A 24,702-nucleotide genomic window follows, 5' to 3' on the forward strand; every position below is an offset into this window, starting at 1 on the left:
CCCCGGGGAGGCCGACCGTTCCCTTAGAGTCCCCGCTCCGATTCCCATGCGCGTCAAAACTGGGCCTTCAGCCCGTATCTCTCGATTTTCCTATAAAGCGTAGATATATCCAACCCCAGGATTTTCGCCGCCGTCGGCTTGTGCCAATGATGCTGGGTCAATACCCAGAAGATGTAGGCGCGTTCGATGTCCCCCAAGGTGGGCTCGATTCCGGCCGATGCCGTCGCGGTTCCGGCCGCGAAGAGTTCCGTTCCGCCATCGGAGGCGGCAGAGGAAGCCGAAAGCGCGGCTGAGGCCGCCGGAGTCTTGGGATCCAGCTCCAGGCTTTCGATGGCCTCGCCCGTGCTGAAGGCGATGGCCCGCTCTACGGCGTTCTCCAATTGCCGGACGTTCCCCGGCCAGGCGCATGAGCGGATCTGCTCCAACGCGCTCGCGGTGAAACGCTTGCGGCCATGCGCTTTGCGCGTCAGGAAATGGTTGGCCAGGATCACCGAATCATCCCCGCGCTCGGCCAGCGAAGGCGTATGCACGCGGAGCACGTTCAGGCGATAATAAAGGTCCTCGCGGAAGCGGCCCTGCGCGACCGCGTCCTCCAGATCGACATTGGTGGCCGCCAGGATTCGCACGTCGATGGGTTCCGGAACGGTGCCGCCGACCTTGGTGATCTCGCGCTCCTGCAGAACGCGTAACAGCTTCACCTGGGTCCGCAAAGGCATTTCCCCGATCTCGTCCAGGAAAACCGTGCCCCCTTCGGCCACCGAGAAAAGGCCTTCCTTGTCGATATGCGCAGAGGTGAAGGAGCCCTTAACGTGCCCGAACAGTTCCGACTCGAGCAGGTTCTCGGAAAGGGCCGAGCAGTTCACCGGCACGAAGGGTTTGAGCGCGCGCTGCGATTTCTGGTGGATCAGCTTGGCCACCATCTCCTTACCGGTGCCGCTCTCGCCCGTGACCAGCACCGTGCTTTCCGAAGAGGCGATGGCTTCGATGCGTTCGCGCAAGGCCCGTATCGGTTCCGATTGTCCGACCAGTTCCACCCCTTGCCGGCGGATGAGATCCTTCAGCCCGCGGTTCTCTTCCTCGAGCACGCGCGGGGCCACCGCCTTTTCCACCACCTTGGACAGGAAGCCCATCTCGAAAGGCTTGGAGATAAAATCGAAGGCCCCCAGCTTCACGGCCTCCACCGCTTTTTCGACGGTGCCGTAAGCGGTCATGACGATCACCGGTAGTCGCGGCCAGCGGGCGACGAGCGCCTTCACCACGTTCAGTCCCGACTCGCCGCCCAGGGAAAGATCGACCATGGCCACGAGGGGTTCGGGGCATTCCAGGCGGGCTTTGGCCGCGGCGGCGTCATGGACGGAAAAAGGCGCATAGCCCTTCTTCTCGAAAAAGACTTCCAATAACCCGCACAACGACTTTTCGTCGTCGACGATAAGGACCGGGGGTTTCACATGGGAATTATCCCACTATTCGCAGGGCGGAGTCGCGGGGTTTGGCCCACGGAAGGCCAAGAAAAAGAAGGGGTTAGGCCCTAGAGAGGCCCTCACGGAGGGGGGCCCTCCTTGAGGAGGGGCCTATTTCTTCGAGGCGACGAGCGCGTGCACCTTGCGCTTGTAATTCGAGGCGGTATTCTTCGTGATACCGGCCTTGTTGCGGCGGGCGGCCTTGTCCAGCATGGAGAAAAAGACGGGAACCTCGGCCATCAGGGCCTCTTTGGTCGCCGCGGCGCGGATTTTCTTCAGGCTGGTACGGATGGCGGACCGCACGGCGCGGTTGGCCAGGCGGGCCTTGTCGGCGGTGATAACCCTCTTAATGGCGGACTTATGATTCGGCAAACGTTCCTCCGGACAATCGACTCGTGGGGGACAAACTTAGCATTTCGGGCTTTTCTTTCCAACTCCAAAGGGGGAAGGGGCTTAAACCTTGGAATCCCAAACGGAATGGGGACTCGGCTGCGGCCGGCCGCATTGTCCGGGGGCTTTAGCCCGGATAAAGAAAGGCGGGGACGTGGAATAGGTCCAAAATCGGCCCAACCAGGGGCCTCCAAAAATGGAACCAGTAGCCGATAATCCCGGGTCCGGGATACAAAGCCTCAAACGCCACAATCAGCAGCAGGGGGAAGATTCCTGCGCGGGATATGGCGGCTTCATATCGATCTGCCCAGTTATCGGACATGAAGGCGGTGACGATCTTGGAGCCGTCGAGGGGGGCGATGGGCAAGAGGTTGAAGATGGCCAGGCTGAAATTGATGCGGATGAAAAGGACCAGCATCGCGTACCAGCCCGAATCCAGCACGCGTTCGGCGAAGAGGGAGTAGAGGGAGCAGAAGAAGAAAGCCAGGATCAGGTTGGACATCGGCCCGGCGAAGGCCACCAGGGGCATGCCCGTGCGGGGATTGCGGATGTTCCTGGCATCGACCGGCACGGGTTTGGCCCAGCCGATAGGCATGGCCCCGAGGATCATGAGGGTTCCCAGGGGATCGAGATGGACCAGGGGATTGAGGCTCAAGCGCCCCATGCGCTTGGCGGTATCGTCGCCCAGGCGAAAGGCCGCCCAGGCATGGCAAGCTTCATGGAAGGTCAGCGAGACGATCAGGACGAAGAAGCGGAGCAGCAGGGCCGGGATGTTCTCGAACACTTGAGCCAAACTAGCAATCGAATTCGTCCGTGAATTGCCGGAACCAGTTCAGGCCGGGGTACAGCGGCGTGAGTTGCGGGATCAATTTCCCCAGCAGGTAGAGCGATCCGCAGGCCACCACGAGGTCGTCCCCGCCGGGACGAGGGGTCCCGGGACGGGGGGCCCCGAGAAAGGGGGCCCGGGGATCCGGGGCCGGAACGCGAGGCGCCAGAGGGCCCGTCGATCGCAGCCAAGCTTCCAAGGCCCCGGGCGCCAAGGGGAAAGCCTCCACCCGCGCGCGTTCGGCCGGGGATAACGCGGCTTCCAATTCGGCGAAAGCGAGGGCCCGCGGAAACTCATCCCCCAGCGGGACGAAAAGGATGCGCTCGGAAAAACCCAGCACGCGCCGGCAGACGGCGGCGTAATCCTTGTCCTTCATGACCGCGAAGAGCGACTGCACGCGGCGGCCCGGGAAGGCGCGCGCGAGGTAAGCCGCCAAGGCATCGATGCCGCCGGGATTATGCGCGCCATCGAGGAGCACCGGAGGCAGGCCAGGAGCCTCCAACCATTGCGTTCGGCCGGGCATGCGGGCCTGGCGCAGGGCCGGGATCCACGTTTCCGGCGGAGGCAGGGCGCGTCCCAGGAACACCTCCATGGCCAGCAGGGAAAGGGCCAGGTTCTCGCGTTGGTGGGATTCGGGCCTCAGGTCCCCAGGTAACTCGTAGGTGGCGTAACGTCCATGGAACCGTATGGCGGCGGGACTTTCCGCGCCGGGAATTTCTTCCCAGGCATGATCCATCAGCCGGATCACCGGGCTGCCGAAGGCGGCCGCGCGCCGTTCCAGCTCCTCCAGCAAGGCGGGCCTATCCTCCCTCACCACCATCGGGATTCCCGGCTTCAGGATCCCGATCTTCTCCTTCCAGATGGCCTCCACCGTATCCCCCAGGATCGAGGTATGGTCCAGGGAGATGGAGGTAATCACGGTGATGGCGGGCATCACCGCATTGGTCGCATCCAACCGCCCGCCCAGGCCCGTCTCCAGCACCACTGCCCCGCAGGCCCGATCGCGGAAGTAATCCAGGGCCAAGGCGGTTACGCATTCGAAGTAAGTGGCCTGCAATTCCAGGATGACGGGCAGGGCCCGGCGCAGCCAGGCGACGATGAAGGCGGCGGGGATGGGTTCGCCGTCCACCTGGATCCGCTCCCGGAAGCTGACGAGGTGTGGCGAGGTGTAGAGGCCCACGCGCCGGTAGCCGGCCGCGCCGGCCAAGGCCGCCAGGTTGGCGCATACGCTTCCCTTGCCGTTGGTGCCCGCCACGTGCAGGAAGGTGAGCCCGCGTTCGGGATTCCCCAGGCGGTCGAGCAGGGCGTGGATGTTCTCCAGGCCCAGCTTCATGGCGAACTGGTTGCGGGCGTAGAAGAAGGCGAGGCAATCCCGGTAGGTTTCGGGAAGCGGAAGGGATGGGGTTGCGGTCATGCGGCCGCCCGGAGCCTCGGAGGTGGATTCAGGAAAGGTGGGAAAGGATCGAGGCCAGGGTGTCCTTCAGTTCCTTGCGCGGCACGATCATGTCGAGCATGCCCTTCTCGAGCAGGAACTCCGCGCGTTGGAAACCGGGCGGCAGGTTCTGGCGGATGGTCTCGCGGATCACGCGCTCGCCCGCGAAGCCGATCATGGCGCCGGGTTCGGCGATGTTGATGTCGCCCAGCATGGCGAAACTGGCGGTGACGCCGCCCGTGGTGGGGTTGGTCATGATGGAGATATAGGACACGCCGGCGGCGTTCAATTGCGCGATCACGGCCGAAGTCTTGACCATCTGCATCAGGGAAAGCGCGCCTTCCTGCATGCGGGCGCCGCCCGAAGCCGAGACCATGATGGCCGGGATTTTCATCTGCAAGCCGCGCTTGAGCACGCGGGCGATCTTTTCGCCTTCCACCGAGCCCATGGATCCGCCGATGAAGCGGAAATCCATCACGCCCAGGCTCACCTTGATCCCTTTGATCTCGCCGACGCCGGCCACCACGCCGGAGTGGGCGCCGGTGTTCTTCTCGGCGTCGTGCAGGCTGTCCTTGTACTTCTTCTTGGCGACGAACTTGAGGGGGTCGGTGGACTTCAGGCCCGGGTCCATCACCTGCCAGGTACCATCGTCGATGAGGAGCTTAACGTAATCGTTGGCGCCGATGCGGAAGTGATAGCCGCAATGCTCGCAGACGTATTTATTGGCCGCCAGCTCCTTCCGGTACAGGATCTCCTTGCATCCTTCGCACTTCACCCATAGGTCCACCGGAGTGTCCCGTTTGATGAAAGTACCGATGCCGGATTTAGCCTTGCGGAACCATTCCATTCGTCTTCTAACCGTCCAGGGGAGCTTCTAAATGAGGGGATTTAAGATAGCCAAAGGGGGGAACGGCGTCTATTTGGCCGTAATTCCGAAGAAAAGGGTATAGGGTATAGGGTATAGGGTATAGGGTATAGGGTACAGGGTTCAGGGTTCAGGGTAAAGGGTTAAGGGTACTCTACTTTAACCAATCGACTCTCTGGCGCTTCGCGCCGGTACCCTTAACCCTGTACCCTGTACCCTAACGGAGTAAAGCCTACAGGCGAGTCCTACGCCATCGCCACCCGCCAATAGATGTAGTCCGCCCAGGATTGGTGGGGGATCTTGAAGCTCAGCTTGTTGACCAGGTTGCGCGGGGCCGCCTTGGTGAGCCGGGGCGCGTAAGGCTGTTGCAGCATGCTCAGCTCGCCTGCCTTCCAGCGCTTGTTCCCCTTGCGATTGTTGCAAGTCATGCAAGCCGCCACCACGTTGTCCCACGAGGTTTCGCCCCCGTGGCTTTGCGGAATCACGTGGTCGAGAGTGAAACTGGTCATGGTTACCTTGACCCCGCAATAAACGCAACGGCCATGATCGCGGGCGTAGATGTTCTTGCGGTTGAAGGGGAGGAAGTTGGTGAAGTTGCGAGGCATCACCTGCATATCCAGGCATTGCACGATGGACGGGATGCGCATGCTGAAGCGGGGGGAGCGCACCACCTTGTCTTCGTATTCCGCCACCACGATGGCGCGGCCCAATGACCAAAGGGTAATCGCCTTCTTCCAGGAGATGATGTCCATCGGAATGCCGGCCTTATTCAGCGCCAACGCTTCAACCATGGGGACTACCTTGGTCCGTTACCATCCCGCGCCCAACGCGCGGTTATCCTTATTTTACTAACATCCCCCCGCCTCGGCAGCAGCAAAATCGGGGTCTCCAGGGCCGCGCAGCCTCCAATCCTCCAACCTCCGGTTACTTTTTAACTACTCATCCCTTCCCAAGGGACCTGGAACCATGCGGCGGAAACCCAACATCGGCAGCCCCAAAATCGAAGCCGCCCTGGCGTTGGGGCTCTTGCTCAGCTTCTTCCTTCCCTGGCTCCGCTCGATGGGCAAGCCCGTGTCGGCCCCGGAGATCCGAGGTCTGCTGGAAGGGCCCCACCGCTTTTTCTCCTCCTTCCATGCGGGCTCGCGCGTTTCCATCGACTATCGCCTTTCGCTACTCCTTTGGACGGTGCCTATCGCCGCCGGTTGCATCCTGATGGCGATCGCGTTGCGGCGGTATCGCGGGTGGATGGCCGTGGTGGCCGGGAGCCTGGCGGCAGCGGCGTTCTTCTTCTTGCAGCATGAAGTGGAAGGGTTCCCGTTCCACCGTTTGGCTTGGGGAGCCTACCTGGCGCTTGGCCTAGGCGCGGCCTTGCTCTTCTCGGCCCTATGGCGGATTCTCATCATCCCCCCGTGAACTTTGGCTAGCGAGTGTGAGCTGGCTCACTCCCCTTATTGTTGCTGGAAGGCGGCGGTACTAGATTTTTTGACTTAACCCTTATGATGGGATCCCGGGCCATGCCGTTTCGCTTTTTCCGTTTTGCAGCCGCGAGTGGGCTTCTTCTGATTCCCGCTGTTCGCGGTACATGGGCGAAACCGGCCCCGAAGACGGAGACGAGAACCCAGGCGGCGGCGCCCGCTCCCTCTGGCCCGCTCCGGGTGGATTCCGCCAAGGTCCATAGCCTTTACCTGGACGGGGAATTCGACACGGCCATCGCCATGTTGGAAGCCAACCTGAAGGAAACCCGCCAGTACCGGCACGACGATAGCGTTTTCATCTTCAAGCATCTGGGCGTGATGTACGCGGCCCAATACGATACGCGCGAGAAGGGGAAGTACTACATGAACCGCCTTCTCTCCGTAGAGCCCACCGCCAAAATCGTGGATATGTACGCCAGCGACATGATCTATATGATTTTCAGGAACATCCAGGATGAGTTCGAGCAGAACCGCTTGTTCATGGGAATGCAGAGCCAGAACCGGCTCAGGAACGATTCGCTGGCCGAAGCGAAACCGAAAAAGGATTCCGTTAAGGAAAACCCGAAGGTGGCCTCCTCGTCTTCGTCGAGCGGAACGAAGTGGATTTGGGGCGGGGCGGCCGTGGCCACCGTGGCGGCGGGCGTGGGCGCCTACTTCATTTTAAGCGAGCAACCCAAGGTCGTGCGCAAGGGATCCGAATTTTGAACGCCTGGGCGAGACTCCTTCGGCGGACCGGAATGATATGGCGGTCACGCCGCTCATTGTGGGCCTTATCGGCGCTTTCTCTGTTCGCATGGAGCTGCCAATTAACCAAGAGCGATAAGGTCGAGAACACGCTTTCCTTCAGCCGGCTCGCGGACAGCCTAAAGAGCTTCGACAAAACCGTGATCGTGCTGAAGCAGCTCGACGGCACTCCCTTGGATACGATTTACCAGGCCAAGGTAATCCAGGACGCGGACGTGAAAGATTTGCTCGCGCCCCATTGGGATGGGAGCCGGATACTGGTGGAAATCACCGGCATAAAAGACGGCAAGGTAGTCTACCAGGTGGAGACCCGATATGATCGGGCCACGGGGATTCGCGATGGGGTCCAGGTTTACGTCACTCCGGACCTCGCCCTTTCGTCTACGGTACATACCCTGAGCCTTCTCATCGGAGACTCCTCGGATTTGCCGACGGTCACGATCCAACCAGCGAACCTCCTGGATAAAACCTTGGAATGGATGGTCGATTCGACCACGCTGGTAAAGCTTGGCCCCACCTACTTGCTGGCCTTACGGGCGGGCAAGGGTGAACTGACGGTCAGGCTGAAAACCCATCCCGATTCCAAACTTTCCTTCCCCTTCACCATTACCGAAGCCGGAACTGTTCCACAATCCATTACTATCGATCCGGAATCGCTGAAGATCGCCGCCAACGGGCCCTCGGCGCTTCTCACGGCCAAGATCTCCCCTTCCGCCGCGTCCTCCGCGGTCACTTGGACATCCGCGGATACCGGCATCGCCTCGGTGGATACGAACGGGCGGGTGCAGGGCAAGCGAGCAGGCGAAACTTCCATTCTGGCGACCTCCGCGGTACGCCTCAACGTGCATGCCTTCGCGCATGTGAAAGTAACGGATGCGGTTCCCGTCACCAGGGTCATTTTCGCCAACCATAACCTGTCTATCGTCGCGGGAAGCGCTGCGGAAAGCCTCTTGGTAACGGTTCAACCTACCGATGCCGATCCGTCCGTCAGTTTCACCGTATCCGACCCGAACAAGGCATCGCTGCAAAACGGGAAAATATCCGGGATCGCGGCCGGCACCTTGACCGTCATCGCGACTTCGGTTTCCAATCCTCTCGCCAAGGACACGCTCCACCTAACCGTTACCCCTCCCAGTCAGCAAGATACCGTGCCTCCGCTCAGGCCTAACGTGCACGTGAATCCCGTCGGCCCGACCAAAGCGCGGCGGCCCGTATGGACCTGGTCCAGCGGCGGCGGCGGCTCCGGTATTTACCAGGTTTTGCTCGACAAGACGTTCTTCGACACCACCACTAGCATTTCCTTGCCGGATACGACCTATACGCCCTCGGCCGATCTCAGCATCGGCGTACACGTGTTATACGTGCGCGAGCGGGATGCGGCGGGAAATTGGTCCCCGCCCGGATCGGCGCAAGTGGAAATCGATACCGCCGGTCCGGCGGCCCCCCTCATACATGGAACTTCGCCGACCGCCGTATTACCGCGCTGGACATGGGGGTCGGGCGGCAACGGCGGCGCGGGCGTATTCCGATCCCGGTTGGCGGATGCGAATTTCCCCGCGGGCGCATCCGAATCGACCGATACGATCTTCACGATCGCCAGCGCCATCGGCGGCACGACCTATACCTTGTACGTGGAAGAGCGCGATGCGGCCGGGAACTGGTCCCCGTCCGCCAATCTTCCCATCAAATACGATTTGAGCAAGCCGGTGGTGGCCATCTCGGTTCCGCAGGCATCGGGAACCTTCATCACCGCGTTCGATACGGTCACCATCGCGGGCAGCGCCAGCGGACCCAATGGCATCGCCAAGATCGATTACACGGTGAACGCGGGCGCGGCGACCTCCCTTACCGTGGGAACGGGCGGAGCCTGGCGCATCGCGTCCTTGCGGGTCGCCAACGCCGCGACCCTGGCCATCAAGGTTACGGCTACCGATAGCCTAGGGAATAAGGGCGAAGCCAATCTCTCCATCCTGCGGGATAGCATTCTGCCCCTTCCTCCCGTCGCCCTGTCCAAGCCGGCTTCCCCGACCAACGTGCCAACGGCATCATGGACATGGGCGCCAGGAAGCGACATCGACGGGAGCGGGCTCAACGGGAAATACCGTTGGAAGTTGGACGCGGGCGCCTGGACGGAAACATCGTCCGCAGCGGCTACGGGCGTGGCGCTTACCGAAGGAACCAGCACCTTTTATGTTCAAGAACAGGACAAGGCGGGCAATTGGTCCGCGTCGGTAACCGGGGATATCATGCTGGACACGAAAGTCCCCGACGCGGTTACCTTCGTCGGAACGGATTCTTCCGTCGTGACCACCCTCACGCCGACCTGGAAGTGGATCCCCTCCGTCGCCAACGGCGGCATCGACGCCTATATCCTGAAATTGGACAACGGAATCGAGTTCGATTGGCCGACCCGGACTTACACCCCGACCACGCCGCTCAGGAACAACGCCATCCATACCTTGATCGTGAAAGAGAAGGATTACGTGCCAGGCGTAATCGGGCCTGGCAAGCCTTTCAGGATACAAGTGGGATTGGACCCGAACAAACCCTGGGGAGGCTTGAAAAATATCGCGGCTAAGACCTCCGGCTGCGGCAATAGTGTGTTTGCTGGAAGCGGGAAATTCACGACCACGAGCGGCGGACAATCGAGAACCTATATCGTGGATGTGCCTGACGGTTATGATTGGCGCCATCCCTACCGGCTATTCTATTGTTCGCATTGGCTCGGCACCAGCGCCGACACGATGGCGGCCCAGAACTACCTCTCCCTCAAGACATTTGCGGACGCCGATACCGAACATGCTTTTTTCATCGCGCCGCAAGCGCTCGGAACGACCTGGACGCAAAGCGATCATGTTCTCTTCGATGATATCCTGGCCCAGGTGAAATCGACCTATTGCATCGATTCCACGCGGATTTTCGCGGTCGGTTTCAGCATCGGAGCCAGCTTCACCTATTCCCTTTCGACCACCCATCAGAACCAGATCCGCGCCGCCGTCGGCATCGCTCCGGCCAATTACAATATCTATCTCCCTTCCCCGCTCCCGCGCGATCCCATCGCATGGATGCAGACGACGGGCGTGAACGACGTCACCGACCCTTGGATCAGCGGCACCAGCACGACCCAAGGCGCGAAATATATCGCCATCCAGCGGGCCCAGGATAACGGTTGCACCGTTCCGGCGACCATCCCGACATGGCAGACAGGCGATCATGTCTGTTATGACTTCAGCGGTTGCAAGCCGGAATATCCCACCAAGGCCTGCACCTTCAACGGCGTTCACACCAACGTCAACATCGATGCGGGCAGCACGGAAAATTGGATTCCCGCCGAGGCCTGGAAGTTTTTCACGCAATTCTAAAGGGCTTGGCAGAGGAGGGGTAGGCCATTCCTTTTAATCATTTAAAATCAAATCGCTGAGGCTGGTGAAGTAGACGACAAGGTAAACCAGAACCGCCCCAAGAATCGCTTTACGGTAAACGGAAGCCGCGTAGCCCGGCGGTAGGCTAATCTCCAGGCTCGGTTCGGCCCGGAAACGGCTTTCCCACTTCCGCATCAGAATGCCATTAATGAGGATTTCCGTCGCGAGGGGCAGGAGGAAATTGAAGGCAAGCCATAAGTTGATCCGGTAATCCGTGGCCGGGCTGGCATCTGCGAGCATTTTCCCGGACCATGTCGCTGCCCCGGAGGCCAATGCGGTTATACACCAATGCTTCCGGAAGGACTTCCAAAGGATTTCAGTGCGGACCAGCCGCCAAAGGAATTCCCGCCGAATCGGTTCCGGCCCGAAAAGCGGTTTCCCGATGCGCTCGAAAAACGACCTGAGCAAAACATCGGGCTCCGCGAATAAGGGCGATATACGCAGCCGTCCTTGCGCGAACTCCAGATCCAACATCCATCGTTTAAACCGCCCAATCCGGAAGTGGATGCCCTTGAGGGAATGGAAGGGATATTCGGTTTCTCGGCCGTTGGAACCCAAGCGTAGCGAATCCGAGTCCAGCCTCAGGTATTTATCCGTCCCGCGGCGCATGAAGAACCAGAGGCTGAAAAGCAGGAAGGCCGCCACCAGGTTGGCCAAGGATAAGGACAGCCAAGCGGCATAAGCGGAATTCCCCTCCATCATCCGGATGCGTTGGACCGCGCCCCAATCCGTTGGGAAAAAGCGAACGAGCGCTAATACGATGAGGAGGTAAGGTAACCTTCGCAAAGCCGTCCGGACCGGATGAACGCCGGTTACGGAGCTTTCCGGAGGCTCCCGATCCACGCTCATGGATCCACCCGGATGGTCTGCGCGAGGACCCATTGGTTTTTCCAATTCAAATCGAAACGCCAATCGCCCGGGGCTTCGCCGGCCTGACCGAATCGATAGGAGAACCACTGGGTATAGTGCTCTCCGCGGATGGAAACCCGGAGATCACCGGTTTCCCTTACCGCGCCCACGCCATCCAGGATGCGGTAGGTATAATCGTAGTTGCGGCCCCGCACATTGGACAACTGCATCCTCAAATAGATCCGTCGCTTGCGCATGGCCTTCAAGGAAAGGCGTTCAGGACGATCGATGGCCTTGCCTTCCAGGATGTTGCGCGTAAAACCGGAGCGCATGGAGAAAAGCGGTTCCCGGGAAAACAAGAGCGTGTCCGTCTTGGCGGCGATCATCCAATCGCGCATTTCCAGGGAATCCTGCCGAGTGGCCTTGCCGGAACGAGCCAGCGTAGCGAAATCCTCCCAAGCGAGGCCATGGGCCGACAAGGCGCGGAACACCGCGATGCGCGTGCGCAAGCCCGGGAGATGGGTGCGGTTCCGGCCTAACGCTTGGTTCAAATACGGAAGGGCCGCTTCGGATTTTCCCAGCCGGAACAAAGCCTCCCCTCTAGCGGCCAACCAGTCCGGATTTTCCTCTCCCTGAGCCGAAGCCTTCGTGAAGTCGGTCTCAGCTTCCGCGAAGCGGCCCTGCGCCATGGCCCGCTTGCCGAGCGCGGCCCATGCTTCCGCGGCCGTACTGTCGCGACGAGCGGCTTCGGCGGCGCCGGCGGCTGAATCCCCTTCCAGATATCCTTGATAAAGCGCGGCCAGTCCCATTCCCTTGTCCACGGCTCGGGCCAAATGACCGCGGGCGCCCTCGATGCGGCCCGCATGGAATTCCGCGAGTCCGCACGCCTCGTCCAGACCGGGCGATTCCAGCCCTCGCGAGGAAAAGCCGCCACAGGCAGCCTCCGCCTCCCCGTCTTCCCCCAACCGATCCAGGATCCGGATTTTTTCGCGAGCCAAGGCCGGGTCCGGCGCGCGCGCCAACAAGTAGTCCAAATCCTCCAAAGCCAAGGAAGACAATCTAGTGGTCCCGAGGATCCCGGCCCTCTGGGATCGGACGCCGGAGGCATTCCCGGAAGCGCCCAGTCGCGTGGTCCAGTTCCGGGTTCGCTCCAGCAATCCGTGCTTTTCACCATAACGGGACTGCTTGCGTTCGGCTTCTTCGCAGATCATCGCCCCCATCGGGTAAGAACCGGCCACGGCAAGCCTATCGCATAGGACCATGGCCTCGTCGAAACGGAATTCCCTCACCAGATAAGCGGCGTAATTGCCGTAGGGCTGAGGAGCATTGGGATCGTGAAGGATCAGCCGATTGTAATTCCTTTCCACCTCGGGCAGATCCCCTTCCCGATCGGCCAACCGCATCGGGATCTCCTCGAACGAGTAGTAGGATTTCTCGGGAAAGATCCCGTTTTCCACCCGCGTCACGGTGGCGCGGCAAGAATCGCTTTCCTCCGCCAGCAATTGCACCAGGGCCTTGGCAGTGAGGTAATGATAGGTTTCGCCGCAGGCTGCCGCCTTCCCCAAATCCGACCGCGCGGCGGGGAAGTCCCCGAGAATCGCGTGATAGCGCGCCTGGCGCGCATGGCCCATGCAGAAATCCGGATGGTTTTTTAAGGCGGCGGCTTGGATTCGGATGGCTTCCAGCAAGGCTCCGTCCGCATAGGAGGACGCCGAAAAGGGGTTGCCGCCGCGATATTCATCTTGGATCAAACGCAGTCCGGCCAATACGGCAAGGCCGGGATCATCCGGCGCATGCGACTCCAGATATCTCTGCTTCCGGATTACCTCATTCAGGTCGCCGAACTTGTATTGGCTATTCGCCGCCTGATAAAACGCTTCCAGGGCCAGCGACCTCGCTTCCGCTACCGTCCATGATCGTCCGATCCAGATCCGCCCCGCCAACGTATCCGCGATAGCGAAGGACCAATGGCGCTGGGCTCCAGGCGCGTCGAAAGGCGAATGGCAAAAAAGCAGGGATCGGGAGCCCGCGTTCGGCATCAGGGCCGACGGCATTCCCAACCGCTCCGCCAGAAAAGACAGACCCCGGATGGAGCCGGTATCCGTCCCGGGTTGCCAGGATTCCAATCGGCGCAAAGGGATCTTATCCAGGGCCGTTTTCAGGATTTCGCCTTTGGCGGAATAAACCAACAAAACGTTTTCGCCGGCTTCCTCATCCACCGATCGCCGGAAAAAATCGAGGTCCGCGAAAAAAGGCATCGAGCGGACCTGAAAAGTTTGACGTTGGGCGGTCCTGTAGGGTTTCAAAGTCCTATTAAGTTCCCACCCTACCAATAATGCAGGTCCCAAAAGGAGAAACGATCCCACCAGGAAAAATGCGGGTCTGGAAATGAACTTTTCGCGTACGTAAGTTCGAGCGCCTTCGGCTTGCATGGGACGCCCGGATCATACCCTTTTATATCACCCGTTGCCGAAGTTTTCCTTCCTCCTCGGACCCTGGATCATCCTTTGGAGCCGGAACACGCGATCGCGGAGCCCATACCCGGGGAACCCCGCAAGGTCTGGAAGACCACGCAATAGCGCTCCGTAAGGCGCAGCAAGGAATCCAGCTTTTCCTGGGTCGCATCCGTGTCCAGCTCGATGCGCAAGCGGATGGCCGTGAATCCCACCGGCGCGTCCTTGGCGACGCCTAAGGTCCCGCGGAAATCGAGATCCCCATCCACGACTACGCTGCCGGAACGGATCTCGACCCCGATGGCGGTGGCCACCGCCTTGAGGGTCACGCCGGCGCAACCGGCCAAGGCTTGCAGCAGCATGTCGCCGGAGCAGGCTTCGCTGCCGTCGCCGCCCGTGGCGGGATGCAGTCCCGCGATCACCGGACCCGTGAAGCCGGCAACGGCGGCGGAAACGCCTTGCCCCAGGGACGCCCGGCCGGACAAGGTCCTCAGGGCCGCCTCCGGATGGGCGCGATATTCATCCTTGAGCGGCGCCTGCCTGGCCCGCAGGCTATCCGCATCCTTGATTTCCATGGTGCCTCCCGCGCATCGTGGCGCGCATGAAAAATACGAATTGCCCGCTACATGCCGATTAGGATCGGGACAAGGCCAAGAGACCCCGCAATTGCGCCCGCCCCCCGCGGAAGGCCGCATAGACCGAGCACAAGCCGCCGATCAGGGCCGAAGCCGCCAGACAGATACCCGGAATGCGCCAATCGGGGATCCAGGGGACTTGCCACACCAGCAAGTCGATGACCCAGGCCGCGGCCAGGCTCAAGGCCCAACCGGTGCTTCCGGCCGCCAGGCAAAAGCCCGCGTATTGGACCAGGGATTGGCGCGCCAAACGCGCGCGCGGCTCGCCCAAGGTGCGTAGAAGCAGAACGGTCTTGCGGCTCTCGGCCACCAGCGCATCCACGATGAGCCAAAGGATGGCCAGGCCGATCAAAAGGGCGAATCCGGATAGGAAGCGCACCAGCCAAGCCAATTTTCCCAGGGTCTGGATGGTACGGCCGATCACGTCCCGTAAATTCAAGATGGTCACGTTGGGGAAGGCGGCGCTCACCGCGTCCTGCAAGCCCTCCGCTTCGCCCGCGGGCAAATCGCCCAAGGTCCCCAACCAGGTCTTAGGCGCCATCTCCAATGCGCCCGGCTGGAAGAGTACGAAGAAATTGGGCTGGAAGGAGGCCCAACGCACCTGCCTCAGGCTGGTCACCTTGCCTTCCACTTCCACGCCTTGCACGTCGAAACGGAGGGTGTCGTCCAAAGCGAGGCCCACCCGCTTCGCGAAATCCTTCTCCAGGCTGATTTCCGGCAATGCGCCCTCGGCCGCAGGCCCCTTCCACCAACTCCCCGCCGAGACCTTCTCCGCATCCGAAGGCTTGTCGCGGTAGGAAAGGTTGAAACCGCGCGTGCGGAATTGCTCGCGGTTGCGCGCCTCTATCGTGGCCGCGCGTTGGCGCTTCCCGCCCGCCTGGGCGCGGAGCCACGGGAGCAATCGCCTCCAGCCTTTGGCCGCCGCGCTATCCCCCTCCTCGCGCTTGAAGGGCTTCCCGTTCAAGGCTTCCAAGCGCGCCCGCACCATCGGCGCCGGTTGTTCCAAAGCCGATCCCCGGGCCTTGAGCAGGGCTTCCACGCCGGGCAATTGCTCTTCCTGGATGTCGAACAGGAAAAGCTGCGGCAGGACGCGTCCCTTCGGCACGCGGATCTCGTTCAGGATGAGGTCCTGCAATTGCGGGATAAGGCAGGAAGTGAAGGCGACGAAGCCGAGGGCGGCGAAGGCCAGCAGCGACTTTTCGCGGCCCCAGCGGATGGATCCGAGCGCGATGCGCAGAGGGTAACCCAGGCGGGACCGTAACGCCCAGAGTACCTTGAAGGCGATCCAGCCCAACGCCGCCAGGAGCAGGAAAGCCGCTCCCATGGACCCCACCGAAATGGCGCTCAGCACCCAGGAACGGCTATCGGCCATGGCCAGGACGAAGAAGAACGCCCCCTGGGCCAGGAACAGCAGCGCCCTCGGCCACAGCCGCAAGGGCGCCCCCTCCAGCGGCTTGATCAAGGTGGCGGGAGGCACCCGGCCGAGGCCGGCGAAGCCGGTGAGGCAGAAAAGCAAAGAGGTGCATATCGCCAAGGCCCACCCCAGCCATAATGTGGAGGCTGGTAAGGAGGAAGGAATCCGCACCGCGTATAGGCGGTAAATGAGTATGGGCAGGCCGATGGCCCAAACCCGCGCCAGCACCAGTCCCAGCGCGGCCGCCAGTGAAGAAAGCAACAGGTTCTGCGCCAGGTACAGCCCGACGATGCGGCGGCGCGAAGCCCCCAAGGTGGCCAAGATCGCCACCGTCTTGCGTTCCCCCACCAGGTGATGGCGGAAGAAAAAAGCCGCCCCCACCGCAGAAAGCAGGAAGCCGGAAAGGCTCAGCATCTTGAGGAAGGCGATCACCATCTGGAAGCTGCGCCCCAAGTCGGACCCCGAATCGGTGTAGGCGGAAACGTCGATCTCGGGATCGGCCAGGGCGGCCTCCAGGCTGTCGCGTAACGCGTCCGCGTCGGCGCGCGCGGGCAAGGAATAGAACCGGTACCGGAAGATGCGGCTGCCCTTCGATTCCAGCCCGGTGGCCGGCATGTCGTCCAGCAGGATGTAAACGCGGCTCCCCATTTCCCAGAACTCGAAATTGCCGCCGGGCCGATCGGTATACGCGTCCTTGATGCGGAAGGTCTTGTTCCCGAGGGCTACGCTGTCCCCGACCTTCAATTTCATGCCCGCAAGCAACTCGGGGGGGACCAGCATGTCCCCGCTCTTCAGGTCGGCTATGCGGCCGGACCATTCGCCGCCGCGCCCATCGCGGTCCGCCCGCGCGAAAGCGAAGGCTCCGATCAAGGGATAGCTGCGTGAGACCGCCTTCACCTGGACCAGGCGGCTCGCGGCGGAAGGCTGGGTAACTGGTGAGTTACCCTGGGGACCGCCCTCCTTCGGCTGGCCCTGCGCGGGCGCGGCCGGCCCGGCCCGGAGCATGGACAGGAAGCCCCAGACTTCCGCCTGCCGCGAATCCGGAGGGATGAGGCGCGCGAGGGCCGCTTCTTCGGCGGCGGAGAAGGGCCGCCGCGCATGGACGCGCAAATCCCCCTCCAGCAACTCCTTCGACTTGTCGTGGATATCGGCCTGGAAGTTGCGCGCCAGCCCGTTCACGACCAGGAATACCGAAAGCCCCAGGGCGTAGATGGCCACGAAGGAAAGCCAGGCGCTCCGCCCATGGCGCAACAGCCTTAAGAAAAGGGGCATGCCTACCTGGGGCCTTTCAGGCGAAGCGGCCCAGATGCAAGGTAAGCACGCGGGAGCATTTGGCCGCCAGCTCGCGGTTGTGCGTCACCACGATGGCCGTGAGGCCGCGCTCGGCGATGAGGGAGAAGATGAGCGACTCCACCTCTTCGGCGGTGGCCTCATCGAGGTTGCCGGTGGGTTCGTCGGCGAAGAGCAAGCGCGGCCCGGAGGCCAGGGCGCGGGCGATGGCCACGCGTTGCTGCTCTCCCCCGGAAAGTTGGTGCGGAAAATGTCCGGCGCGCGCGGTCAGCCCCACTCGTTCCAGCAAGGCGTCGGCGCGGGGGCCCGCATCGCGCTCGCGCAGGATCTCCAGGGGCAGGGCTACGTTCTCGCGGGCCGTAAGCGAGGGCACCAGGTGGTATTCCTGGAAGATGATGCCCATATTGCGCCCGCGCAGGCGGGCCAAGGCATCGGGATTCAGTGACGCGAGATCGGTTCCATCGAAGCGGACTTCGCCTTGATCGGGGGCTTCCAATCCGGCCAACAGGCTGAGTAAGGTGGTTTTGCCGCTGCCCGACTGCCCCAAGACCGCCACGCTCTCGCCCGCGCGGAATTCGGCATCCAGGCCGTGCAGTACGCGCGTGGCGCCGTAATTCTTCGCGAGATTCGCTGCGCTGAGCAAGGTCATGCGAGGAAACTAGAAAATGGGCGATCCCGGCAAATGAAAAGGCCCCGGCGACGTATCGCCGGGGCCCGAAAAGGACGAATCGAGGCTGGAAGCCTACGCCTTAGGCGTGGACGAATTCCCGCGACTTGGCGCCCGAACCGGTGGACTGGTTCGCCTTGTTCTTCCGCACCCAGATGGTGAGGATGGTGAACAGAACGACCAGGATGGCCGGGAACATGACCATGGTTCCCAGGGTCGCCTGTCCGGCTACCAGTTCCAGGTTGTCGCCGGTCAAGCCCTTGGCCGCCGCGGCGGCCTTATCGTTATCGATCCACGAGCCGATGATGGGCTGGAAGATGGAGGAGGAGAACATTCCCACCGCTCCGATCACCGACATTCCCAACGCGCCGCTCTTCGGGATCTTGTCGGCGATGAAGCCGATCATGTTGGGCCAGAAGTAGGCGATGCCCGCAGCGTAGATGACGGCGGCCAGATAAGCCCCGTTGCCGGTCGTCTTGCTCAAAAGGTATACGCCGATGGTTCCCAAGATGGCCGAACCCAGCAGCACGCCCGTCTGATCGAACTTGCCGACCATGTTGCCGCCGAAATAGCGGGCCACCGCCATCAAGCCGGTCACCAGGGCCAGGATCAACATGGGCTGCGCGCCGCTCTTCGACAGGATGAGGCCGACCCATTGCTGGGGACCGAACTCCGAGATGGCGGTCAAGGACATGCAGATGAACATCATGATGAACAGGGGCGACAGCATCGCCTTGAAGTTGTTCACCAAGGAGTTGGCTTCCACCAGTTTCGACTTCGGGAAAGTCTGGCCGAAGAAGAGGATGGCGTAGACGATGGTGGGGGCCATGATGACGGCGATTTGGGTTTGCCAGGAGAAGTGCGCGTCCGTCATGAATTTGGACAAGAGGGAGCCGATGACGATTCCGCCCGGGAACCACATATGGAAGCGGTTCATCTTCTTGCTCATCTCGACGCCTTCGTAGGCGTCGGCGATCATGGGATTACAAGCGGCTTCGGTGCAGCCGTTGCCCAGGCCGATGAGGAAGGTGGAAACGAGCAGGCCGACATAGCTGGCGCTGAAGATGGTCAGCAGGATGCCGATGGAGTGCGAGAAGAAGGCGAACTGCATGATGCGCTTGGGACCGACGGTATGGTAGACCAGGCCGCCGACCAGCATGGAGAGCGGGAAGCCCAGGAACCACATGCTATTGATGAAACCTAACTGGTGGGCATTGAAATTCAGCTCTCTTCCCAGCTGGGCAAGGATTCCAGCACGGATGCTGAAAGAAAATGCCGTGGTAATCAGCGCGAAACAGCTGGCGTAAAAGAGCCTGTTCTTATTATCCATACTTGAATTCCCTCACCTGTTAAGGTTAGACCGCAGGTTTCTAGCGGTACAGACGGGTAAATGTACTGCAAAGAACCCGATCTTTCCACGCAAGTCCTGCCATTTTGTTGCATTGAATGTATTTCCTGGCTCGCATTTGATTTCTTTGGCCTCCCGGAGGCGGGAATTCGCGGGATTTATTCGAAATTCGCGTCCGGCCGGGAAGGCATGTGATGCCTGTAACAAACTCCCCGGACGACCGTTAGGAACGATGTTCCGGTTTCTCCGGGCATTGCTGCCCCGCTTATTCCCCCGCTGGAAGCCGCCGCGCCAGCAGGGGTTTTAAGTATGCGAAGAGGCTATCCGCCAGGATGCGATGGCCTTTTTCGTTCGGATGGATGCCATCGGCCTGGTTGAGGGCGGGCTCGCCCGCCACCCCGGCCAAAAGGAAGGGCATCAGGGGCAACTTATACTTCGCCGCCAGCTCGGGATAGATGCGGGCGAAGTCGGCGGCATACTGGGATCCGTAATTGGGCGGCACCCTGAGACCGGTCAAAGCCAAGTCCCAATGCCGCTCGCGGCAGAAGCGGATCGCATCCTCCAGGTTCTTACGCGTCTCTTCGGGTTTCATGCCGCGTAGGCCGTCGTTGGAGCCCAGGGCCAGCACCACCAGATCGGGTTTGGCCTTGGCGTACCATTGCAGCCGCCGCACCGCGCTGGCGGAAGTGCTTCCGCTGGAGCCGCCGTTGATGACCTGGCAGCAGGCCGGTTTCCATTTCCCGAGTTCGGCATCCAACAAGGCGGGAAAGGCATCTTCCTTTTCCACGCCCAAGCCTTCGGTGAGGCTGTCCCCGAGGATCAGGATTTTAAGCGGCGTTTTGCCGGCTTCGGCCCCGAAGGCCATGGCGATGGCGAAGAGGAAGAGACCGGCGCGAAGGCGCGAAAGCGGGAAGCGGCGCAGGGGAGAAAGCGGGAAACGCCAATTCGGAGGACGGATCACCGGGAGAAATACCACCAGGTGAAGGCGGCCAGGGCCAGGCGATACCAGCCGAAGCCCTTGAGGGTGTGCTTGCCCAGGAAACCGATGAAAAAGCGGACGGCGAACCAAGCCGAGACCAGCGCCACCAGGAAACCGACCGCGAAGAGGGGAGCGTCCGAGGCGTGCAGGAATTCCCGGCTCTTATAGAGATCGAATCCCGTGGCGGCGATCATGACCGGAACCGCGGCCAGGAAGGAATATTCCGCCGTGGTCTTGCGATCGACGCCCATCAGCATCCCGCCGATGATGGTCGATCCGGAGCGGGACATGCCCGGCCATAGCGCGAAGCATTGGAACAGGCCCACCCATAGGGCCTCGCGCATGCCGATATCGTCCAGGCGCGAGACGCGGGCGCGCGGCTTGAAGACTTCGATCAGGATCAGGCCCACCCCGCCGATGGCCAAGCCGATGGCGACCGTAAGAGGGCTGAACAGTTTTTCCTTGATGGCATGGTGGAACAGCTTGCCGCAGACCAGGGCCGGCGCGGTGGTGACCGCCAACAGGAGCAGGCCCCGCATGCCCGCGAAGCGCTGGCTCCGGGAAAGGTCGGAGGGGCTGCGGTCGGCGATGCCGGGGTGGTCGGAAGTCCGATCCGAAGACGGCGAGCCCGCGGGCGCGCGGCCGGGGATGAGGCCCAAGAAGCGATCCCGGTAAAGGAAGGCCACCGCCAGTATGGCCCCGAGCTGGATGAAGACCTCGAAGGCGTCGGCGCGTTCGCCCGTGAAGTGGAGCATGTGGCCGGCGATGATCATGTGCCCGGTGGAGGAGACGGGGATGAATTCGGTCAGGCCTTCCAACAAGCCTATGATGATGGCTAAGGCGTATAGCATGTCCGGCAAATTAATAAATAAAAACCGGCGATCCCCGCGGCGGCCTCAAGCGCGCAAGGCCCGTAACAACTCTTCCAGGCTGCCGCGGCCTTCCGCTCCCCGGGCGCGCCACTTCCAGTATGGGCCCGCGGAGTCGCGCTCCGCCCGCACTTCGATATCCGACGACCCCGCTTCCTTCCCCGCGCCCACGCCCGTGACGGCCGCGATCCCTTCCCGTTCCAAAGCCCGCGAGGTCCAGAAAACCATATCGGGGTCGCCCTCCAAACGCGCCGAGCGCGCCGCTTCCCCGTGGATGCGGAACGCTCCCGTCGCGCGATCGAATGCCACGTCCCCCTGATCGAAGGTCCCGCCTATCGCCCCGGACATCGCCAGGTCTTCGGGTAGGCCGGAGCGCAGGGCGCCTTCCGCGGAAACCAGCCACAGGCGATCGGCCGCCCGCAAAGCGAGATCGAGATCGTGGGTGGAGACCAGCACCGCGCGTCCGCGCATGCGCGCCAACCGGCGCAAGGCCCGCATGGCGCCGACCCGTCGCGGCAGATCCAGGAATGCGGTGGGTTCGTCGAGCAGAAGGGCGGCGGGATCCTGGGCCAGGGCGCGGGCCAGCATGGCCCGTTGCTTCTCGCCGTCCGAAAGCTCGTCGCAGGGCCGCGAGCGTAGATCCCATGCGCCCGCTTCTTCCAACCCCCGGCGGATGGCATCGCGATCTTCCTCCCCGAGTCGGCCGCTCCAGCCCGTATGGGGATAGCGACCCAAGGCGGCCAAGTCCTCCACCGTCAAATGGCCCAACTCCATCCGCTCGGTGAGCACGATCGCCAAACGCCGCGCCCGCGCCGCTGCCGGCAGGGTCGCCGCGTCGCGATCCTCGAGCCAGATCCGGCCGGCCAAGGGCGGCTGCAATCCCGCCAACGTTCGCAGCAAGGTGGATTTGCCCGCCCCATTGGGGCCCAATAGGCATACGAGTTCCCCCGCGCGCAATTCCAAATCGAGGCCGGACAGCACCGGCCGGCCCGGATAGCCTACGGCCAGGGATTCGGTCCGCAAGGGAACGGCGCCGCTCACCGCATCTTGCGAGGGCGATGTCCGCGCGCGCGCAGTCATTCGTCCCTCGCGGCGCGGCGGCGTACGAGTATGGCGATCACCACGGGCGCGCCGACCAGGGCGGTGACGGCGTTCAAAGGGAGCGTCCGGCCTCCCCCGGGCAAACGGCAGGCGAGATCGGAAGCCAGCGACAGGGCGGCCCCGAGCAAGACGCAAGCGGGCAAGAGTACGCGATGATCGGCGGTGCGGAACATGCCCCGGCACAAGTGCGGGACGGCCAGTCCGAGGAACGCGACCGGACCGCAGTAGGCGGTCACCGCGCCGGCCAGCAGCGAGGTGGAAGCGAGCAGCATGGCGCGCAAGCGGCCTGCGTTCACTCCCAGGCTACGCGCGTAAGTCCAGCCCAGTAAAAGCGCGTTCAGGGACTTGGCGGAAAGCGCGGCCATCAGGATCCCCAGGCCCGTCGCGATCGCGAGCGCGGGCAGTTGCGCCCAGGTCACGCCCGCATAGCTGCCGAAGCCCCAGAAGGTGAAGGCGCGTAAGCGCTCCGAATCGCTGAAGGCTTGCAGCACCGCCACCAGACCGCCGGCGATTTGCCCGAACATCAAGCCCAGGATCAACAAGGTGGTATTGCTGCGGATCCGCCGGGATACGGCCAGCACCAGCAGCATGACCGCCGCCGCGCCGGCCACCGCCGATCCGGCCGTGCCCAATTGCGGGCCCAGTCGCGCGAGCGCCGGCAGGCCCGGCAATGCCCCCGCCCCTGCGCCGGCCAGTACCGCCAATGCTACGCCCAAGGTGGCGCCCGCGCTGATCCCCAGCGAATAAGGCCCGGCCAGGGGGTTGCGGAACAAGGTCTGCATCAAGAGCCCGCTCACCGCCAAACCCGATCCCGCCAGCGCCGCGGTAAGGCAACGGGGCATGCGCAATTGCCAGAGGATGTCCCGCCACACCGGATCGCCGACGGCGCCGCCGAATAAGATCGAGACGGTCGCAGGCATAGGTATGCGCACCGAACCGCAAGCCAGGCCCAGGATCAAAAGAGCCGCGAGCAAAAGCGCAAGCGCTCCGAGGCCCGCCCAGACGGGAAGGCGCGCGGCGGCCTGGGCGGCGGAACTTTGCCGCGCGGGCCCGATCGGGATCCCCATCATCCGGCCTTCCCGCCCGGGTCGGCCGGGGTGGACGACTTCTCCCCCGCGCGTTTACCCGCAGGCAGGCGCCGATACCAGCGCATGACATGCCCGGGCAAAAGCTCCGGATGCAAGATGGCGATGAGATCCGCCAGCACCCAATCGGGACGCGCGGTGCCGGTCTCGAAGAAATCCCGCCCTCCGTCCGCGCAGCGGATGCGGTCGTTGTTCCAAACGTTCCCTTCCCGGAAGGCCCGGAACAACGCGTAGCGATCGTCCTGGGCCCGCGCATCCGCCAAATCCTTCCACCCCCAGACGTTCAGCCAGATTTCCGCCCCGCCCGCCTTCGCCAAAACCGCCTCCAGATCCATGTTGAGGCTTCCGCGCGTGGTATCCCCGGCCCAAGGGTAAGCTGCGCCCGCATCGGCCAAGAGGCGAGCCACGTAGGTATGCCCCCCGGGTACCCACCATGCGCCTCCGAAGGGCGCGCCCACCAGCACCACCGGTTTGCGAGCGGCCCCCGCGGCCAGCGCCGCCAAGGCCCGGTACGAGCTGTCGATCTCGTTGAAGATGGAGTCGGCCGCGGCCGCTTTCCCGAAGAAGGCCGCCATGAACTTGATCCATTCGGCGCGGCCCAGCGGGTTTTCCTCCATGTACGATCCCTCGATCGCCGCCGGCAGCCGGGCCTCCGCCAGCTTGGCCAAGCCCCCGTCCGAAGAACCCCCGACGATGTAAGTGAAAAGCAATTCGGGCCGCAATGCCACCAAAGCCTCGAGATCGAGATGCATATCGTCGCCCACGTCCCGGATGCGGCCGTCCGCCAGCCGTTGGCGCACCGCGGGACTGCATATCAACCGCCCCGACCCTACCCCCACTAGGGAATCCAGTACCCCCAGATCTTCCAGCTGCTTGAGATTGGTGGTGGTGAGGGTCACCGCGCGGCGCAAGGGTACGGCCACGATTTGGGTATCCCCCCGAGGGGCGCCGCGGGATGCTTGGTCCCGGGGCACCAGCAAATAGGTAAAGTCCTGGTGCGCGCCTTGCCAGGGATTATGTACCGTGATCCGCGTGGCATCCCCGCTCCGGGACATGGAAAAAACTTCGGCATACCGCAAAGGATGGGAACCCGGGCGGGGTTTCCCGGACTGGAGGGCGGGGCGCCCGGAGCCGGCCTTCGCCTTTTCGCCCGAAGCCGGATGATCGCATCCGGCCAGGCCAAGGATAATGACGGCGGCGAACCGCAATGGCGGCGAAAAGATTCCCATGCATTCTCCGGGAGGCGGGAAATATAGCTCCCCGCCCGCGCCTGCTTCCGGAAACCGAATTTGCTATTATTGGATACAGGCGTCCATCGACTTGGCCGTAGGGTGAATCGCCTAGGATGCTCGCTCGACCCGATCATCCGCACGCACTCTCAGAATTCCGGATTGGAAG

Annotated in this window: 20 protein-coding genes; 3 read left to right on the forward strand and 17 right to left on the reverse strand. The window is 62.5% G+C overall.

All coding sequences use genetic code 11. The features are described 5' to 3' along the window. Positions 1 to 53: 53 nt before the first annotated feature. From JF616_04195 to JF616_04220, 6 genes are all read right to left on the reverse strand, one after another. Positions 54 to 1,448 (reverse strand): sigma-54-dependent Fis family transcriptional regulator, encoded by a 1,395-nt coding sequence (locus tag JF616_04195; protein MBW8886940.1) that lies wholly within the window; start codon positions 1,446 to 1,448, stop codon positions 54 to 56. Positions 1,449 to 1,571: 123 nt separating this feature from the next. Continuing rightward, positions 1,572 to 1,832 (reverse strand): 30S ribosomal protein S20, encoded by a 261-nt coding sequence (locus JF616_04200; GenBank protein ID MBW8886941.1) that lies wholly within the window; start codon positions 1,830 to 1,832, stop codon positions 1,572 to 1,574. Positions 1,833 to 1,977: 145 nt separating this feature from the next. Beyond that, on the reverse strand, positions 1,978 to 2,634 hold the full coding sequence (locus JF616_04205) for a site-2 protease family protein (GenBank protein MBW8886942.1): 657 nt from the start codon (positions 2,632 to 2,634) through the stop codon (positions 1,978 to 1,980). 10 nt (positions 2,635 to 2,644) lie between these two features. Beyond that, the gene (locus JF616_04210; GenBank protein ID MBW8886943.1) at positions 2,645 to 4,090 is read right to left on the reverse strand and encodes a bifunctional folylpolyglutamate synthase/dihydrofolate synthase; all 1,446 of its coding nucleotides are present in this window, start codon (positions 4,088 to 4,090) and stop codon (positions 2,645 to 2,647) included. A gap of 28 nt (positions 4,091 to 4,118) precedes the next feature. Further along, the gene (locus tag JF616_04215; protein ID MBW8886944.1) at positions 4,119 to 4,955 is read right to left on the reverse strand and encodes an acetyl-CoA carboxylase carboxyltransferase subunit beta; all 837 of its coding nucleotides are present in this window, start codon (positions 4,953 to 4,955) and stop codon (positions 4,119 to 4,121) included. A gap of 263 nt (positions 4,956 to 5,218) precedes the next feature. Continuing rightward, positions 5,219 to 5,764 carry an HNH endonuclease gene (locus tag JF616_04220; protein ID MBW8886945.1) on the reverse strand — a complete coding sequence of 182 codons (546 nt, stop codon included), beginning with the start codon at positions 5,762 to 5,764 and terminating at the stop codon, positions 5,219 to 5,221. Between the two features lie 175 nt (positions 5,765 to 5,939). Here JF616_04220 and JF616_04225 point away from each other — a divergent pair, with 175 nt between their 5' ends. From JF616_04225 to JF616_04235, 3 genes are all read left to right on the forward strand, one after another. Further along, on the forward strand, positions 5,940 to 6,386 hold the full coding sequence (locus tag JF616_04225) for a hypothetical protein (GenBank protein MBW8886946.1): 447 nt from the start codon (positions 5,940 to 5,942) through the stop codon (positions 6,384 to 6,386). 242 nt (positions 6,387 to 6,628) lie between these two features. Then, a complete protein-coding gene (locus JF616_04230) occupies positions 6,629 to 7,153 on the forward strand; it encodes a hypothetical protein (GenBank protein ID MBW8886947.1) in 525 nt (174 codons plus the stop codon). A 32-nt stretch (positions 7,154 to 7,185) separates the two neighbouring features. Beyond that, positions 7,186 to 10,554, forward strand: a complete 3,369-nt coding sequence (locus tag JF616_04235) for an Ig-like domain-containing protein (protein ID MBW8886948.1) — start codon at positions 7,186 to 7,188, stop codon at positions 10,552 to 10,554. Between the two features lie 33 nt (positions 10,555 to 10,587). Here JF616_04235 and JF616_04240 read toward each other — a convergent pair whose 3' ends face one another. From JF616_04240 to JF616_04290, 11 genes are all read right to left on the reverse strand, one after another. Beyond that, entirely contained in the window at positions 10,588 to 11,400 is an 813-nt protein-coding gene (locus JF616_04240; protein ID MBW8886949.1) for a hypothetical protein, read from the reverse strand. 59 nt (positions 11,401 to 11,459) lie between these two features. Continuing rightward, entirely contained in the window at positions 11,460 to 13,721 is a 2,262-nt protein-coding gene (locus JF616_04245) for a hypothetical protein (GenBank protein ID MBW8886950.1), read from the reverse strand. A 242-nt stretch (positions 13,722 to 13,963) separates the two neighbouring features. Then, positions 13,964 to 14,491 carry an OsmC family protein gene (locus JF616_04250; protein MBW8886951.1) on the reverse strand — a complete coding sequence of 176 codons (528 nt, stop codon included), beginning with the start codon at positions 14,489 to 14,491 and terminating at the stop codon, positions 13,964 to 13,966. Between the two features lie 58 nt (positions 14,492 to 14,549). Further along, positions 14,550 to 17,237, reverse strand: a complete 2,688-nt coding sequence (locus tag JF616_04255; GenBank protein ID MBW8886952.1) for a hypothetical protein — start codon at positions 17,235 to 17,237, stop codon at positions 14,550 to 14,552. 16 nt (positions 17,238 to 17,253) lie between these two features. Continuing rightward, positions 17,254 to 17,904: an ABC transporter ATP-binding protein gene (locus tag JF616_04260; protein ID MBW8886953.1), complete on the reverse strand. Its 651-nt coding sequence runs from the start codon at positions 17,902 to 17,904 to the stop codon at positions 17,254 to 17,256. Positions 17,905 to 18,004: 100 nt separating this feature from the next. Beyond that, the gene (locus tag JF616_04265) at positions 18,005 to 19,252 is read right to left on the reverse strand and encodes an MFS transporter (protein ID MBW8886954.1); all 1,248 of its coding nucleotides are present in this window, start codon (positions 19,250 to 19,252) and stop codon (positions 18,005 to 18,007) included. A gap of 283 nt (positions 19,253 to 19,535) precedes the next feature. Next, positions 19,536 to 20,135 (reverse strand): arylesterase, encoded by a 600-nt coding sequence (locus JF616_04270; protein MBW8886955.1) that lies wholly within the window; start codon positions 20,133 to 20,135, stop codon positions 19,536 to 19,538. Positions 20,136 to 20,227: 92 nt separating this feature from the next. Next, a complete protein-coding gene (locus JF616_04275; GenBank protein MBW8886956.1) occupies positions 20,228 to 21,109 on the reverse strand; it encodes an undecaprenyl-diphosphate phosphatase in 882 nt (293 codons plus the stop codon). Positions 21,110 to 21,145: 36 nt separating this feature from the next. After that, positions 21,146 to 22,198, reverse strand: coding sequence for an ABC transporter ATP-binding protein (locus JF616_04280; protein MBW8886957.1), 1,053 nt, complete (start codon positions 22,196 to 22,198; stop codon positions 21,146 to 21,148). Next, positions 22,195 to 23,286 (reverse strand): iron ABC transporter permease, encoded by a 1,092-nt coding sequence (locus JF616_04285; GenBank protein MBW8886958.1) that lies wholly within the window; start codon positions 23,284 to 23,286, stop codon positions 22,195 to 22,197. The genes JF616_04280 and JF616_04285 overlap by 4 nt, the downstream gene beginning before the upstream one ends. Next, entirely contained in the window at positions 23,286 to 24,533 is a 1,248-nt protein-coding gene (locus JF616_04290; GenBank protein ID MBW8886959.1) for an ABC transporter substrate-binding protein, read from the reverse strand. The genes JF616_04285 and JF616_04290 overlap by 1 nt, the downstream gene beginning before the upstream one ends. Positions 24,534 to 24,702: the final 169 nt, after the last annotated feature.

It is taken from the genome of Fibrobacterota bacterium (assembly GCA_019509785.1).
Lineage (GTDB): Bacteria > Fibrobacterota > Fibrobacteria > UBA11236 > UBA11236 > Chersky-265.